We start from the raw sequence: 13915 nt of genomic DNA, 5'->3' as shown, positions 1-13915 counted from the left end.
TTGGGCTACGGCGCCTGCCGCGCGCGACGGCGAGCCCAGCGCGCGCCGAGCGCGACGGCGAGCGCGAGGACCCCGGCCCCCGCCGTGCCCGCCACCTCGCGTCGGCCGACCGTGTCGCAACCGCCCGAGTCGCCGGGCGGCGGGGGCGCCGCGGGCGACGGCGGCGCGGGGCTCGTCGCGCCGCCGTCGGCGCCTATACCGAGCTCGTCCCGGAGGCGCGGCCAGTTCTTCGTACACTCGACCGCCGTCGTCGAGCTCGCGCCGCAGGCGAGCTGCCCGCGCAGGCCGGCGAGGCGCAGCAGGGGCGCGAAGGTGCGGCCGTCGTCGGAGCTCGCGCCCGCGACGAACCCGCTGCGCTCGTTGGAGCACGCGAACACCCGGTCGCCGGCCGTGGCGAGGCATTGCACCTGCACCTTCGCGCGCGCCTCGAAGGCGAGCGTGCCGCGGTCCGCCACGACGAGCCCGTCCTTGACGCTCCCGGCGTACACGCGCGCGCCGTCGGGCGAGAGCGCGAGGCCGGTGAGCGGGCCGTCGGACGCCCAGACCTCGCGGAAGGCCTTCCCGCCGTCGTCGGAGACGAGCAGCCTCCCTCGGGCCAAGTCGGGGCCGCCCGAGAGGCGCACGTAGAGCCGATCGGGGTCCTTCGGATCGACCGCTCCGATGAACACCGCGCGCTCCCCGGCGACCAGCGGGACCCGGCGCTCGGTGAAGGTGGCGCCGCCGTCCACCGACATGAGCAGCACACCCTCGATGCCGGAGGCGCCCTCTCGCGCTCCGCTGAGGTACACCCGCGACGGATCGCTCTCCGTCGCCTCGACGGTCTCGAGGAGCACCGTGGGGTCGAGCGTAGCGCCGGTGGAGGCGAACGTGAGCCCCTCGTCTTTGCTGACGAACAGCGTGGACGTGTAGAGGTTCCCGCCGGCGTCGCCGCCCGCGTCGCCCCTGCCGGCGTAGCTCGAGGAGAGCGCGAGGACCTCGCGGGGGCGACCGCGCGCGACGGTGACGTCGTTCATCACGCGCTTGTCGAGCGGCCCCTTGCGGAGCGCGAACGAGCAGCCCTGGTCGTCGGACACCGCCAGGCCGCCGAACATCGCGCCCACGACCACCGGGCGCTCGGTGAGCGCGATGGGAGGATCCTCGATGCCCGAGTAGCCGAGGCTCTGCTCGCACACCCAGTCCCACGTCTTCCCCGCGTCGCGCGAGAAGAGCACGCCATACGTCGCGCGGAGCACGAGAAACGACGGGTCGCGCGGCGCAACGACGATGGCGTTCGTGGCGGGGAACCTCCCGTTGGCGCGCGCCCCGGACGGGAAGGCGGAGAGCGAGATGGCGCCCGCGAGGGAGAGCGACCGCACCAAGAAGCTCCACGGGAATCGACGTGCCTTCACGCCAGCGAACGTAGCACTCGCAGGCGCACACGCGCCGCGCGGACGTTCGCGCGACGTCGAGCGTGCTCGCACCTCGCGCGCGTTGAAGGGCCCTCGACCCTCCCGCCATTCTTGGCTACCCTCGAGGGATGACGATCTGGACCTATCGGCGCCTCACCATGGATGTCCTCGACATCGAGAAGCTGGAGTTCGAGGGCCGCCTCAACGCCCTGGGGGCCGACGGCTGGGAGTTGGTCTCGAGCTTCGATCGCGAGAAGGGCGGGAACTCGAAGGAGGTCTACTTCATTTTCAAGCGCCCGGCTTAGGCGCCACCGCGCTCGCGATCACTCGGATCTCGCGCCCGTCGTCGGTGGCTCGTGCGCGGAACGACGGCGCGAGGAGGGCCTCCCAGCTCGTCGCGGCGAGCGTCATGAAGGGCACGGCCACGTTCGCGACGCGGTCCTCCGCCACCGAGTGTTCGGCGTCCAAGCGCGCGACCGCCCGCCCGTCGTCGTCGGCCTCGCCTGGGGCCCCGCCGGCGTCCCACGAGGGGCTCGGCGCCTCGATCACCAGCACCCCGCCGGGGCGCAGCACGCGAGCCAGCTCAGCGGCGAGCGAGGCGATGGCTCCCTTGCTCGGCGGGTGTGCGAGCGTGCCGTGGAGCGCGACGCATGCGTCGAACGCGCCCGACGGGAACGGGAGCGGCTGCCAGAAATCGGCGAGCACGAGGGGCACCGGCCGCGCGCGTCGCCCCGCGTGCTCCAGCATGCGGGGAGAGAAGTCGAGGCCCGTAGGGGCGTGGCCCGCGTCGAGCAACGAGGTGAGCTCGCGGCCCGTCCCGACGCCGAGCACGAGCGCCCGCGAGCGCGCCGGCAGCGACGCCGCCACCTCCGCGAGCCTCGCCCCCGCCTCGCGTCCACGTGCAGCATACACGCGATCGTACCGACCCGCGATCGCGTCGTAGAACCCCCGCGCGCCTCCCGCGCGTGCGTCGTCGGCCGCCCCCACGAGCCAAGCGTAGCACCGCCGTGTGCGGCGCGTGCGGCGCTCCCGCGGCGCACGTGGAACACGGGCCCCGGGTCGGCTATCGGTAGGCGGTGACGTCGCGCGCCCACCTCGAACGCACCGCCCGACGGCGGGTCGAAGCGTGGCTCGACGAGGGGGGCGTCGCAGGGCTCGCGCTCGAGGCGCTCACGTCGCCGCTGGTGCTCGCGCGGTCCCAGCGGCGCGTGGCGCTGCCGGTGCGCGCGCCCACGGTCGGGGTCTTCGGGGCCCTGCTCGGCGGCTCCGGCAAGACGCCGGTCGCCGTCGCCTGCGTGGAGCACCTCTGCAGCCTCGGCGTACCCACCGCCCTCGTCGGGCACGGCTACGGGGGCGCCGCCACGGACGCCGTCCACGTGTCGTCGAGCACCTCCGCGCGGCTCGTGGGCGACGAGGCGGTGGTCGCGGCGCGCGTCCTCGCGCACGTCGAGGGCGCGACCGTGTTCGTTGGGCCCAGTCGGGCGCACGCGGCGGCGCTCGCCGTCGCCCAAGGCGCGCGTGCGCTCGTGCTCGACGGTGGGCGCGCGGCGCCGCGCGGCGCGAGGAGCCTCTCGGTGCTCGCGCGTCCTCCCGCGCCCTCGCGGGGGCTCGGCCCGCTCGCGTTGGTCCTCGGCGCTCGCGCCGACGCGACCGTGGTCGTCGGGCTACCGTCGGCCGAGTCGCTCGAGCTCGTCCGCGGGGCCTGGGACCTCGGGGCGCTGTCTGGCTTGCGTTACGGGCTCGCCACCGCCATCGGCCGCCCGACGCGGGTCGTGGAGGCGCTCGCCTCTGCCGGGAGCGCCCCCCGCATCACCCTGGCGCTCGGCAACCACGGCGTCCTCGCGCCGGCCGATGAGGCGCGCGCGGCCGCGCTCGGCGCCATCCATCGGCTCGACGTGTGGGTCGCGACGGAGAAAGGACCGCTCCTCGACGTGGCGGCGCTCGGCGGGCGCCCCGTCGCCCTTCTCCGGCACCGGGTCGGTCTGCCCGGCACGTTGCGCTATCGCCTCGCGTGGCTCGTCGCCGGCGCCGGCGCCCAGTGAAGCACCGTGTGTGTGCATGTAGACCGCTTCTTCGCGGAAAGACTGGAAAAAGCGGCGACGAGCGCGGGGTCGGGCGCCTTGACCACGGCGCGCGATGCGGGGTACCGTCGGAGGTGGAGGGCTGCGTCTTGCAGCAGGGGCTCTTTTGAACGGCGACGGCGACGAAAAGACGAGGGTTACCGCCATCGTGCAGAAGCCCGCGGGGGACCTCGGTCCTGGCGGCGGCGACTGTCTGGTCGTGATCTACACGAAGGAGCCGACGCTCCTCGGCAAGCGCTTCGTCCTCGATATGAGCCCGCTCCGCATCGGCCGGGGGCCGGAAAACCACATCGTCCTCGAGGGTGACTCGGTCTCGCGCCGGCACGTGCACTTCGAGCAGCGGGGCTCCGCGTGGCACGCCGTGGACGACGGCTCCACCAACGGCACCTACGTGAACGACGACCAGATCGTCCGCGAGTGCGCCCTGACCAACGGCGACCGGGTGAAGGTCGGGCCCACGATCTTCAAGTATCTGTCGGGGCAGGACGTCGAGTCCCAGTACCACGAAGAAATCTACCGAATGACCATCATCGATGGGCTCACGCAGGCGCACGTGAAGCGCTACCTGCTCGAGTCTCTCGACAAGGAAATGATGCGGGCGCGGCGCCACGAGCGCGACATGTGCCTCATCATGTTCGACATCGACCACTTCAAGAAGATCAACGACACGCACGGGCACCTGGCTGGCGATCACGTGCTGAAGGAGCTCGCGCGGCTCGTGCAGGCGCGCATCCGACGCGACGAGGTCTTCGCGCGGTACGGGGGCGAAGAGTTCGCGGTGCTCCTCCCGGAGACCACGCTCGAGGGCGCGACGCAGCTCGCCCACGACGTGCGACAGCGGGTTGAGGCGGCCCGCTTCGTCTTCCAGAACGAGACCATCCCCGTCACCGTGTCGATCGGCTTGGCGCGCCTCCGGGAGAGCCACAAGACGGGGCTCGACCTCATCAAGGAGGCCGACGAGCGCCTCTACGACGCGAAGCGCGGCGGCCGAAATCGCGTCGTCGTCGCCGAACCGTGAGCCCGCACGCCGGGCCGCTCCTCCGCACGGCCGTGCCCGGCCCGCGCTCGCGGGAGCTTGGAGCGCGCCTCGCCGCGCGCGAGTGCCCCGCGTTCGACGCGCGCCGCGCGGCCCGCGGCGCCTCGAGCGGCGAGGAGCAGGCCCCCGTGGTGTTCGAGCGCGGCGAGGGCGACCTCGTGTGGGACGTGGACGGCAATCGCTACGTCGATCTCGTCGGTGGCTTCGGCGCGCTCGTTCTCGGGCACGCGCCCGCGGCGCTCACCGCCGCCCTGGTCGAGCAGCTCGGGCGCCTGCCGCTCGCGCTCGGCGACGTGTTCCCCTCCGAGGCGAAGGTGCGCGCCTGCGAGGCCATCGCGGCGCTCTACCCGGTCGAGGGCGCGCGCGTGCTGCTCGGCCTCTCCGGGGCGGACGCGGTCACCGCGGCCATGAAGACCGCGGTGCTGGCGACCGGGCGGCCCGGCGTGGTCGCCTTCGACGGCGCCTACCACGGGCTCTCGCACGGCCCGCTCGCGGCCTGCGGGCTCTCGTCGGCGTTCCGGGCACCCTTCGCAGGCCAGCTCGGCGAGCGCGTGACGTTTGCACCGTACCCGCGCGCCGACGTCCGCGGCGCCGGCGAGCTCGACCGGAGCCTCTCCTCGGTGCGCGCGGCGCTCGCTGCGGGCGACGTGGGCCTCGTCCTCGTCGAGCCGCTGCTCGGCAGGGGAGGGTGCCTCGAGCCGCCATCCGGTTTTCTGCGCGAGTTGCGTGCACTCTGCACAGAATTCGGCGCGCTGCTCGCCGCCGACGAGATCTGGACGGGCCTCGGCCGCTCGGGGGCGTGGCTCGCGTCGCTGTCCGAGTGCACCCCCGATCTCGTGTGCCTCGGAAAGGGGCTGGGCGCGGGCTATCCCATCTCGGCCTGCGTCGGGAGCGCCGGCGCGATGGAGGCGTGGGGCGCGCACGGCGGCGCGGCGATCCACACCGCGACTCATTTCGGCGCGCCTCCCGCGTGCGAGGCGGCGCTCGTGGCGCTCGCCGAGATCGAGCGGCTCGGGCTCCCTGCGCGCGCACACAGCGTCGGCGCCGCGCTCCAAGGCGCGCTGCGCGCCGCCGGGTTCACGGTCACCGGGCGGGGGCTCATGCTGGGCGTCCACCTCGGCTCGGCCGCGAGGGCCTTGGCGGTCTCTCGACGCCTCCTCCGGGGCGGCTGGCTCACGCTCACGGGAGGCGTGTCGGGCGATGTCCTCACGCTGTCGCCGCCGCTCACCCTCCCCGAGGCGCGCATTGGGCCTTTCGTGGAGGCGCTCCAGGCCGCCCACGCGCCCCCGCGCGAACCGTGAGCGGTCCCGCCGGCAGAATTTCGCGGCGCGCGCGCACTGTTTGCACTAGGTTTGCCCGTTTCGGGAGGTCGGCATGAGCGGTGAAAGACGCGGCGTGGGGCGTGTGTTGGCGGGGGTCTTCACCTCGTGCCTCCTCCTCGGGTCCGCCGGCGCGGGCGGCGCGGGGCTGGGTTGCTCGGCCGAGGCCTCGAGCGACGCCGAGCCGGACGAGTCGGAGCTCACCGAAGAGCAGGCGCTGCTGAGCCCCGCTCCGGTGCAAGGCGCCGTCCCCTCCGGTCGCCCCGCGAAGCACGCGATCGTGCTCGCCCACGGCTTCATGGGCACGGACTCGGCGAGCCCCTCGTTCACCAACGTGTGGGCGTTTCACCGAGTGGCCGACGCCCTCCGCCGCGACGGCCACCTCGTGGTCGAAGGCCGTGTCCAGCCGTTCAACTCGCCCGAAGTCCGCGCGAAGGAGCTGGTCAAGCACGTAGACGCCGCGCTCGAGCAGTGCCGCACGACCGCGGGCTGCGATCCGCGCCGCGTGAACCTCGTCGCGCACAGCATGGGCGGACTCGACTGCCGCGTGCTCATCTCCCAGCTCGGCTACGGCGATCGCGTCGCGTCGCTCACCACGGTCTCCACGCCCCACCGCGGCAGCCACATCGCCGACGTCGGCCTGAACGTGCTCGACGCCACCAAGTCGGACGACGCGCTGAACAAGCTGTTCAAGGCGTTCGGCATGACCTTCACCAGCGCCGATCTCGCGCGCGACTCCAATATCCGCGCCGCGCTGACCGCCCTGGCCGAGTCGAGCTCCGAGAGCTTCAACGCCCGGAACCGCGACGACGCGCGCGTGTACTACCAGTCGTGGGCCGGCGTGAGCAACGTGGGCGGCGTCCGCAACTGGAAGGACTACCCGGCCTGCGGCGACAGGCTCGAGACCTACCGCTACCGGCGTGACGTCATGGACCCGCTGCTCGTCCCGGTCGCCGCGATCGTCGCGCACGGCGGGAGCCTCATCCCGAACGACGGAATGGCCACGGTCGACAGCGCGAAGTACGGCAACTTTCGTGGCTGCATTCCCGCGGATCACTTCGACGAGGTGGGCCAGATCAAGGACGACACGTACGACCGGCGCACCGGCTTCGACCACGTGCGCTTCTACCGCAACGTGGCGTTCGATCTCGCCCGCCGCGGGTACTGAGTCGCCGCGCGGATGGGCTCACCCGGCCAGCTCCACGACGACCCGAGCGAGCGCCTGCGCGATCCCGAGAGTGAGCGCCTCCACACGCGCGCTCAGGCGTTCGTTCGCGCGTTCACCGAGAGGCGCACGTCACCTGAGCCCTACGACGCGCTCGCGGTGGACCTCGCGCGTTTCCAAGCGTCGCGTGTGCCAGGGCTCGCGCGGCTCGGCCGCGCACGCGGCGTGGACCTCGCCCGCGTGACCCGCGCGGACGAGCTGCCCGCGGTGCCCACCGACGCCTTTCGACACATGCATCTTGCAAGCTTCTCGCCGCAGGCCGCGACGATCACGTTCCGCACCAGCGGCACGTCGAGCGGCGCCCGGGGCGCGCACGCGATGCGGCACACGCGCACGTACGACGCCGGCGCCGTCGCGTTTGGTCGCCACGCGCTCTTCGCGGGCCTTGGCGCGCCGCCGCACGCGATCGTGCTCGCGCCGCCGCCGGCGCTCGCCCCCGACTCCTCGCTCGGCCATATGCTGGCCCGCTTCGTCGCCGAGCTCTGCGCCCCGCTCGCCGGCGCAGAGGCCTACTTCCTGGGCGCGCCGCGCGACGGTGCAGCGGTGGAGGTGGCGGTCGATGCGCTCGAGGCGCGGGTGGCTTCTCTCGCCGCGCGCGGCGAGCCGGCGGTGGTGCTCGGAACGAGCTTCGCGTTCGTGCACCTGCTCGACGCGATCGGCGACCGAGCCCTCCACCTCCCGCCGGGCAGCCGGCTCATGCAGACGGGCGGCTTCAAGGGGCGCTCGCGCGAGATCCCGGCGGCCGAGCTCCGCGCGGCGCTCGCTCGCGCGTTCGGCCTGCCGGAGCGCGCCGTCGTGTGCGAATACGGCATGACCGAGCTCTCCAGCCAGTTCTACGAAGGCACGCTCCTCGCGGCGGGCACGCCGCACGGGGTGTACATCGAGCCTCCCTGGGCCCGCGTCGTGCCGGTCGACCCCGAGTCGCTCTGCCCGGTACCTGACGGTGAGATCGGCCTCGCGCGCATCGAAGACCTCCTCAACGTCGACAGCGCGTTCGCGGTGCAGACTCAAGACCAGGTGCGGCGCGTCGAGGGCGGCTTCGCGCTCCTCGGGCGCTCGCCCCTCGCCCCACCCAGGGGCTGCTCGATCGCGATCGACGAGCTGCTCGGCGGCGCTCGCGGCGCGAGCGAGCCGTGAACGCGGATGCGCGTGCGGCCGCGCGGGTGCGGGCGCTCGTCGGTGTCGCGGCCGACCTGGCGGCTCGCCCCGATCCGCGCCTGGAGCGGCGCCTCGTCGAGAGCACGGGCCTCTCCCCGGAGGGCGTGCGGTTCGGGATCGAGCGCTGCCTCGAGCGCGAGGTCAGGCCCGACGAGCTCGCGCGCCTCCTCGCGGCCGTCCGCCCGGCAGCTGCCGTGGCCGTCGTGCTCTCCGCGAACGTCTTCACCGCCTCGCTCCGCGCCCTCTGCTTGGCCTGCGCCGCGTCGCCCCGCGTGTACGTGCGTCCCTCCCGCCGGGAGCCTCATTTCGCCGCTGCGCTCGTCGAGCGCCTCGGCGCTCCCGACGTCACGCTCGTCGAGTCGCTCTCCGACGCCGCCGGGGCCTCCGTCGTGCACGCGTACGGCCGCGACGAGAGCCTCCGCGCCATCCTGCGCGAGCGCGGCCTGCCTCTGTGGGCGCACGGAGCGGGGCTGGGCGTGGCCGTGGTGTCTAGGGAGGCTCCCCTCGAGCCCGCCGCGCTCGCGCTCGCGGAGGACCTCGTCGCGTTCGACCAGCGCGGCTGCCTGAGCCCGCGGATCGCGCTGTCGATCGGCGAGCCCGCGCGCGCGCGAGATCTCGCGGCCGCCCTCGCGGCGGCCCTCGCCTCGTGGGAGACCCACGTCCCCGCGGGCGCGCTCTCTGCGGCCGAGCGGGCCGAGCGTCTCCGCGCGCGCGACACGGCGCTCCTCGTCGGTGAGGTGCACGAGGGCCCGGCAGGGGCGCTCGTGGCCGTCCCCGAGCTCGACGGGGGCGCGCCGCTGCTCCTGTTTCCGCCGGGGCGAAACCTCTCCGTCGTGGCAGTCCGCGATCCATCCGAGGCTCACGCTCGCGTCGCCTCGCTCGGCCGCGCTGTGGTGACGCTCGGGGCCAGCGACCTCGGCATGGCGCGCGCCGTCGCGCCCCCATGGGCGCGCGTCGCCGAGCTCGGGCGAATGCAACGTCCACCCCTCGACGGCCCGGTCGATGGTCGGGACGTCTGGCTCACGCCCTCGTGAGGAGAGCCTCGTGAGGTCTCCGGGCCAGCTCCGTTGGACCGAGAGGAGCGAGGACGACGGGACCGGCCCTCAGCGACGCCTGCGGCGCGAGCCGAGGAGGAGGGCGCTCCCAACCAGGAGGGCCGACCCCGCTGGCGCTCCGCGGGTTCCGCCACTGCTGCTGCACCCGCCTTCATCGTCGGGCGGAGCGAGCGTTCGCGGCTCGCCCAGCGGGCGAGGCGTCGATGACGCGTCAGCTCCGTTGGGGGGCGGCGGCCCGGTGTCCGTGCCGGCCTCGCGCGACTCGGGTCGGCTCGCGTCGGGCATGCTCGCGTCGGGCACGCCCGCGTCGGGCTGGCTGGGAGTCGCTGCGTCGGGCATGCTCGCGTCGGGCACGCCCGCGTCGGGCACGCCCGCGTCGGGCACGCCCGCGTCGGGCACCTCGCACGCCTTGAGGACGAACGTGGCCTCGTCGGCGGCGTCGCTCTTCCCGTCGTCCCCATCCAGCACGAGGCGGCAGGCCCCGCCGACCGCGCAGAACGCCGTGCCGACCGCCTTTCGTGTGCAGCCGGAGCTCGCGGACTGATCGACGCTCGCGCGGGTGACGAGCCCCTTGTCGTCGTAGAGTGTGTAGTCTGCATCATTCGTGCGGTTGACCGAGCCGCGGTAGCTCGCCGTCACTTCGTAGAAGCCCGCGACGGTGATCCTGGGCTGCCAGATGGCCTTGCCCTTGCGCGTCCGATCGCCGATGTACTGGCTCAAGTAGCGGTAGGTGCCGTGGCACGCGTCGACGTTGTGGCTCTCCCAGTTCTCGGGCTTGACCTCCGAGTAGCCGCTGCCTGGCAGGTCGTTGTCCACCTTCACGGCGAGCCCGACAGGGCAGGCGGCGAGGGACTCTCTGGCGCCGAGCGCGAGCGCGAGCGCGACGAGCGCCGCGGTGAAGCGGGACATCCGGGACATTCCAAACATCTTGAGGGAAACGCCGCGCCCCTAGACTTGACCGATCGCAACTCCTGCCGCGCGGGGATCGCGGCGGCGGAGCTCGACGGGAAGGAACGGGCTGCTAAGCCTCGCGGACGTTCTCGAAGCTCGTGCGTCGGCCGATGGCTTCGTCGTCGACGTTGAGGAGGATCGGCAGGGTCTCCCGCTGCCAATCGTCGTCGTCGATGCGCCGCACGATGACCTTCGCGTCGCCTGAGCCGAGGTAGAGCGCCTCGACGACGTCCATGATGACGTAGAACCCGTTCGAGTTGCAGAATCGCAAGTCCGTGAAATCGATGATGATTTCCTGGAGATTGAGATCCTGGAGCTTCACGCCGAGCTCGTCGATGTGGCTCTTCAAGAATCGATACGGGTTGTCGACCCGAATGACGCCCTCGAACCGGTGCTTGAGCGAACGGGCATCGAGGGTCGCTACCGAGTGGAAGACGCTCGCGCCGCCGTCCACGATCTCGCCGAAGGTGATGACCTTCATGATTGCACCGCCGTGTAGGTCGCCGTCACAGTCATGGCCCCGTCCTGATACGCGATGCCGATATCAAACTTGTTCTCCTGAGCGAGGCGCATGAGCCCGAGGCCCCCCTTCAGTCGCTCCTTGCGTCGCTCGCGTATCGTGTTCGCGACCATGGCCCGCAGGTCGGGGGTGTCTCGAATGAGGTCCACGCGCGCCTTCACCTTCGCGTACTGCTCCGGCGTGACCTGGTTTCGTACACCGATGACGAGCCCCGTGGGGCCGGCGTCGAGCTCGAGATCGAAGCTCGACTTGGGGTCGTAGATGTTCTCGAACACGTTGGTGACCAGCTCGGTGACGACCACGTTGGCCTTCCGGGCCACGTTCCTCGGGTAGAACATCCCCAGGAGCTGGAGCGCGTGCTCGCCGACGAGCCCGGCGAGATCGCCGGTGACGTGGTCGAGCGGCCCCACGGTGAGTCGCAGGCGGGTGGTCGTTGTGGCGAGAGTCCGCTCGTCCAGCTCGGAGAGCGGTGTCGATGCTTCGGGGCTCATGCCGTCTTCCTCGCGACCAGCAGCGTGATGTCGTCGGAGTCTTGGGAGCGGAAGGCTTGGTAGTCTTCCACGCAGAGCCGCACGATCTCTTCGGTGGGCAGGGCGCGGTTCTGGCGAATGAGCCCGTTCAGCCGCGCGACCGTGTAGTCGCGGCCGTCCGCGTTCTGCGCTTCGACCATGCCGTCGGTGTAGAGCACGAGGAGGTCGCCCACCACGAAGGGCAGCTGCGTCTCGACGTAGGGCTTCTGGCGCAGCCCGAGGAAGTGATTGCGCTTCTCGAGGTCGTACTCTTCTCCGCTCGCCGCGAGGAGCAGCCCGTAGCCGCCGCCGCACACGTAGGTGAGCGACTCCTCTGCGAAGGTGACGAAGTTCACGGTCGCGTACTTTCGCACCTCGCGCAGAAACTCGAAGGAGGCCTTGTTGACCCACTCCACGATTTCCGCCGGGTCCTCCAGGCGCTCCATGATGGTCATGAACTGCGCCTTCAAGTACGCCATGACGAGGGCGGAGCTCACGCCGTGGCCGGAGATGTCGAACACGCCGATCGCGTAGCGGTCGGAGGCCGTGCGGAAGTAGTCGTAGTAGTCGCCGCCGACCTCGGTGAGCTGCTTGTGGTAAACGCTGAGCTCGAGCTCCGAGGCCATGGTCGCGAACATGCGCGGCAGCAGCGCGGCTTGCACGCTCTGGGCGACCTCCAGGTCTTCGCGGATGATGTGATAGGCGGCGGCGAGCTCGCGCTCTTTCTCGTCGAGCTGCTCGTACGCCACCTTCAGGTTCTCGTTGGTCGAGCTCCAGAACGCGGTGTCGCGCTCGAGCGTCTTGGCGAGCCCCCGGAACTTCCAGTAGAGCCGGGTGAGCTCCTTCTCGGAGATCCGGCTGAGGAGCTCCGTGTCGTCACGGGACATGACGTCTTCGAGTGTCAGCGGTGAGGTGCTCATCAGTGAAACTCCACCACGAGGTGGTTCGGATCTTCGTCGTTCCGCACGTCGATGTAGTCGATGTCGCCTGGCGCCAGCATGCCGCCGATCAGCACCCCGCACTCCATTTTTCGGTTGAACGGCGTCGTCGAGTGCACCACCGCGCGCCCGTTCGCCTTGTCGAAGAGCTCGAGCTCGAACGAGCCCACCACGCGCTCGGGACCGCGGACCACGCTCGCGAAGCCACCGGAGCCCGTCTGGAAGTGCAGGAAGCTCACACCCTTGCGCACGATGCCCTTGCCCGGCCCGAAGTGGTACCAGCCCGTCATCATGGCGATCCCAACCTTCACCATGATGGGGTCGACGTTCCCATACGAGCGGACCACCAGCTCCTGGAGGCGCTCCCACTCGGTGAGCGGATACCAGTCGTTGATCTGGAGCTCCTTGATGAAGTTCGTCGCGTCGCGGCCCGCCACGATATTGAGGTTCACGCACGCCTGCGCGAAGCCCACCATGAGCGCTCCGTGCACCTGCATTTGCGCCGAAAGGGGGACGCTGCTCTCGCTGTCGGTCATGGTTTTCCCTGGAGGTGGCTCCCGCGATACGCGAAGACGGCGAGCAGAGGCAGGCCGCGATAGCCGAGACGGACGAGGCCATCGTCGACCGCGGCAGAGCAGTAAGTAGGCAGTCGCACGTCGATCGTGCCGAGCTCGCCGTAGGGCTCCCACCCGGACTTCACCAGGCGGAGGAGCCACGAGTCGACGGTCTCGTGTCGCTCGCATCGGAAGGCGTCGCTCGTGCCGAAGATGTCGCGGATCTCGCGTCCGAAGAACTTCTCTTTGATGACGAACTTCTCCTCCGGCGTGAGACCGGAGCGATCGACGAGATCGAACACCGTGCCGAAGTGCTCGAAGCACGCGCGGAGGCGCGAGCCGAGGTGCTCGGTGTCGTGGTTCGCGTTCGGCTCCACGAGGGTGAACAGCCGCGGCCGAAACGCTTCGCGCAGTGACCGGAACAGGTCGGTCCGAAGGGACTGGTTGTTCAGCGGGTGCACCGTGTGGTGGATCGTGTAGGCCGAGTTCATCACGCACACCTCGCCCGCGGTGCTGGCGAGATCGGCGAAGTCGGCGCGGTCGAACCGCTCGAGGAGGCCCTCCTTCGTGTGCACGCGGAACGCGAAGGGGAGGTCCCCGAGCCCCTCGAGGAGCGCCCGCGACGCCGAGAGGTTGCCCACGTCGGGGTCGATGGCGAGCACCGTGAGGTCGCGGAGCTTGCCCGGCGCCTGCGCGAGCCGCTCGATCACGCCCTTCACCTGGAGCCCGCGCCCGATGCCGATCTCCACGAAGGACGCGCGCTCGTGCTGCGCGAGCTCGTGGACGAGGTACTGGTTCGCGATGTCGTGCGCCTTGGGGACCTGCGGGTACCCCTTCGTCATCGCGTAGAAGAGCTCGATCTGCGAGATGTCGAAGCTCTCGAGGTAGATGTTCTTCGACTCGACGAGGCGGTGGTCCATGCGGCGAAGCATGGCGTCCGCGATGATGTGCGAGATGAGCTTGTCGCTGGAGAGCGAGGGGCCGACCGCGGGCTCGAGCCAGCGCTCTATCGCAGACTTCGCCAGCCGCTCTCGGCGCAAATCGAAGTTCGCGCAGGCATCGCGGAGTCCTTCATACATCGACTCGTAAATCATCGAGACCCTGCGTGAAGTTTGGCGCTGAGCGAGGCCGGCACCCTCGCGGGCCTCGTGGAAAGTTCGCACGGGAGCGTAGCCGACATG

15 protein-coding genes are annotated in these 13915 nt (G+C 71.4%); 7 read left to right on the top strand and 8 right to left on the bottom strand.

Features of this window, described 5'->3' with window-relative positions; genetic code table 11:
• Positions 1 to 5: 5 nt before the first annotated feature.
• The gene (locus tag IPQ09_02245; GenBank protein ID MBL0193043.1) at positions 6 to 1388 is read right to left on the bottom strand and encodes a hypothetical protein; all 1383 of its coding nucleotides are present in this window, start codon (positions 1386 to 1388) and stop codon (positions 6 to 8) included.
• Between the two features lie 128 nt (positions 1389 to 1516).
• Here IPQ09_02245 and IPQ09_02240 point away from each other — a divergent pair, with 128 nt between their 5' ends.
• Positions 1517 to 1693 (top strand): DUF4177 domain-containing protein, encoded by a 177-nt coding sequence (locus IPQ09_02240; protein ID MBL0193042.1) that lies wholly within the window; start codon positions 1517 to 1519, stop codon positions 1691 to 1693.
• Here IPQ09_02240 and IPQ09_02235 read toward each other — a convergent pair.
• The gene (locus IPQ09_02235) at positions 1677 to 2375 is read right to left on the bottom strand and encodes a class I SAM-dependent methyltransferase (protein ID MBL0193041.1); all 699 of its coding nucleotides are present in this window, start codon (positions 2373 to 2375) and stop codon (positions 1677 to 1679) included. The two genes, IPQ09_02240 and IPQ09_02235, sit on opposite strands and share 17 nt — an antisense overlap.
• 89 nt (positions 2376 to 2464) lie before the next feature.
• Here IPQ09_02235 and IPQ09_02230 point away from each other — a divergent pair, with 89 nt between their 5' ends.
• The 6 genes from IPQ09_02230 to IPQ09_02205 all read left to right on the top strand — a co-directional run bounded on the left by IPQ09_02230 (position 2465) and on the right by IPQ09_02205 (position 9241).
• Positions 2465 to 3430 (top strand): tetraacyldisaccharide 4'-kinase, encoded by a 966-nt coding sequence (locus IPQ09_02230; protein ID MBL0193040.1) that lies wholly within the window; start codon positions 2465 to 2467, stop codon positions 3428 to 3430.
• Between the two features lie 94 nt (positions 3431 to 3524).
• Complete coding sequence (locus tag IPQ09_02225; protein MBL0193039.1) at positions 3525 to 4487, top strand: diguanylate cyclase; 963 nt, start codon at positions 3525 to 3527, stop codon at positions 4485 to 4487.
• Entirely contained in the window at positions 4484 to 5806 is a 1323-nt protein-coding gene (locus IPQ09_02220) for an aspartate aminotransferase family protein (GenBank protein ID MBL0193038.1), read from the top strand. The genes IPQ09_02225 and IPQ09_02220 overlap by 4 nt, the downstream gene beginning before the upstream one ends.
• A gap of 73 nt (positions 5807 to 5879) precedes the next feature.
• Positions 5880 to 6992: a hypothetical protein gene (locus IPQ09_02215; GenBank protein MBL0193037.1), complete on the top strand. Its 1113-nt coding sequence runs from the start codon at positions 5880 to 5882 to the stop codon at positions 6990 to 6992.
• A 12-nt stretch (positions 6993 to 7004) separates the two neighbouring features.
• Complete coding sequence (locus IPQ09_02210) at positions 7005 to 8186, top strand: acyl-protein synthetase (GenBank protein MBL0193036.1); 1182 nt, start codon at positions 7005 to 7007, stop codon at positions 8184 to 8186.
• On the top strand, positions 8183 to 9241 hold the full coding sequence (locus IPQ09_02205; GenBank protein ID MBL0193035.1) for a proline dehydrogenase: 1059 nt from the start codon (positions 8183 to 8185) through the stop codon (positions 9239 to 9241). The genes IPQ09_02210 and IPQ09_02205 overlap by 4 nt, the downstream gene beginning before the upstream one ends.
• 69 nt (positions 9242 to 9310) lie before the next feature.
• Here the strand turns inward: IPQ09_02205 and IPQ09_02200 are convergent, their stop codons facing one another.
• From IPQ09_02200 to IPQ09_02175, 6 genes are all read right to left on the bottom strand, one after another.
• On the bottom strand, positions 9311 to 10180 hold the full coding sequence (locus IPQ09_02200; protein ID MBL0193034.1) for a hypothetical protein: 870 nt from the start codon (positions 10178 to 10180) through the stop codon (positions 9311 to 9313).
• 103 nt (positions 10181 to 10283) lie between these two features.
• Positions 10284 to 10694 (bottom strand): hypothetical protein, encoded by a 411-nt coding sequence (locus IPQ09_02195; protein ID MBL0193033.1) that lies wholly within the window; start codon positions 10692 to 10694, stop codon positions 10284 to 10286.
• Positions 10691 to 11224: an ATP-binding protein gene (locus IPQ09_02190; GenBank protein ID MBL0193032.1), complete on the bottom strand. Its 534-nt coding sequence runs from the start codon at positions 11222 to 11224 to the stop codon at positions 10691 to 10693. Before IPQ09_02190 ends, IPQ09_02195 begins: the two co-directional genes overlap by 4 nt.
• Positions 11221 to 12129 carry a SpoIIE family protein phosphatase gene (locus IPQ09_02185; GenBank protein ID MBL0193031.1) on the bottom strand — a complete coding sequence of 303 codons (909 nt, stop codon included), beginning with the start codon at positions 12127 to 12129 and terminating at the stop codon, positions 11221 to 11223. Before IPQ09_02185 ends, IPQ09_02190 begins: the two co-directional genes overlap by 4 nt.
• Positions 12130 to 12161: 32 nt before the next feature.
• On the bottom strand, positions 12162 to 12716 hold the full coding sequence (locus IPQ09_02180) for a hypothetical protein (protein MBL0193030.1): 555 nt from the start codon (positions 12714 to 12716) through the stop codon (positions 12162 to 12164).
• Complete coding sequence (locus tag IPQ09_02175) at positions 12713 to 13828, bottom strand: hypothetical protein (GenBank protein ID MBL0193029.1); 1116 nt, start codon at positions 13826 to 13828, stop codon at positions 12713 to 12715. The genes IPQ09_02180 and IPQ09_02175 overlap by 4 nt, the downstream gene beginning before the upstream one ends.
• Between the last annotated feature and the right edge of the window lie 87 nt (positions 13829 to 13915).

The organism is Myxococcales bacterium (assembly GCA_016720545.1).
Classification (GTDB): Bacteria; Myxococcota_A; Polyangia; order Polyangiales; family Polyangiaceae; genus JAAFHV01.
Note: the sequence above shows the minus strand (reverse complement) of the source record. Positions and strands in the feature narration are given on the sequence as shown.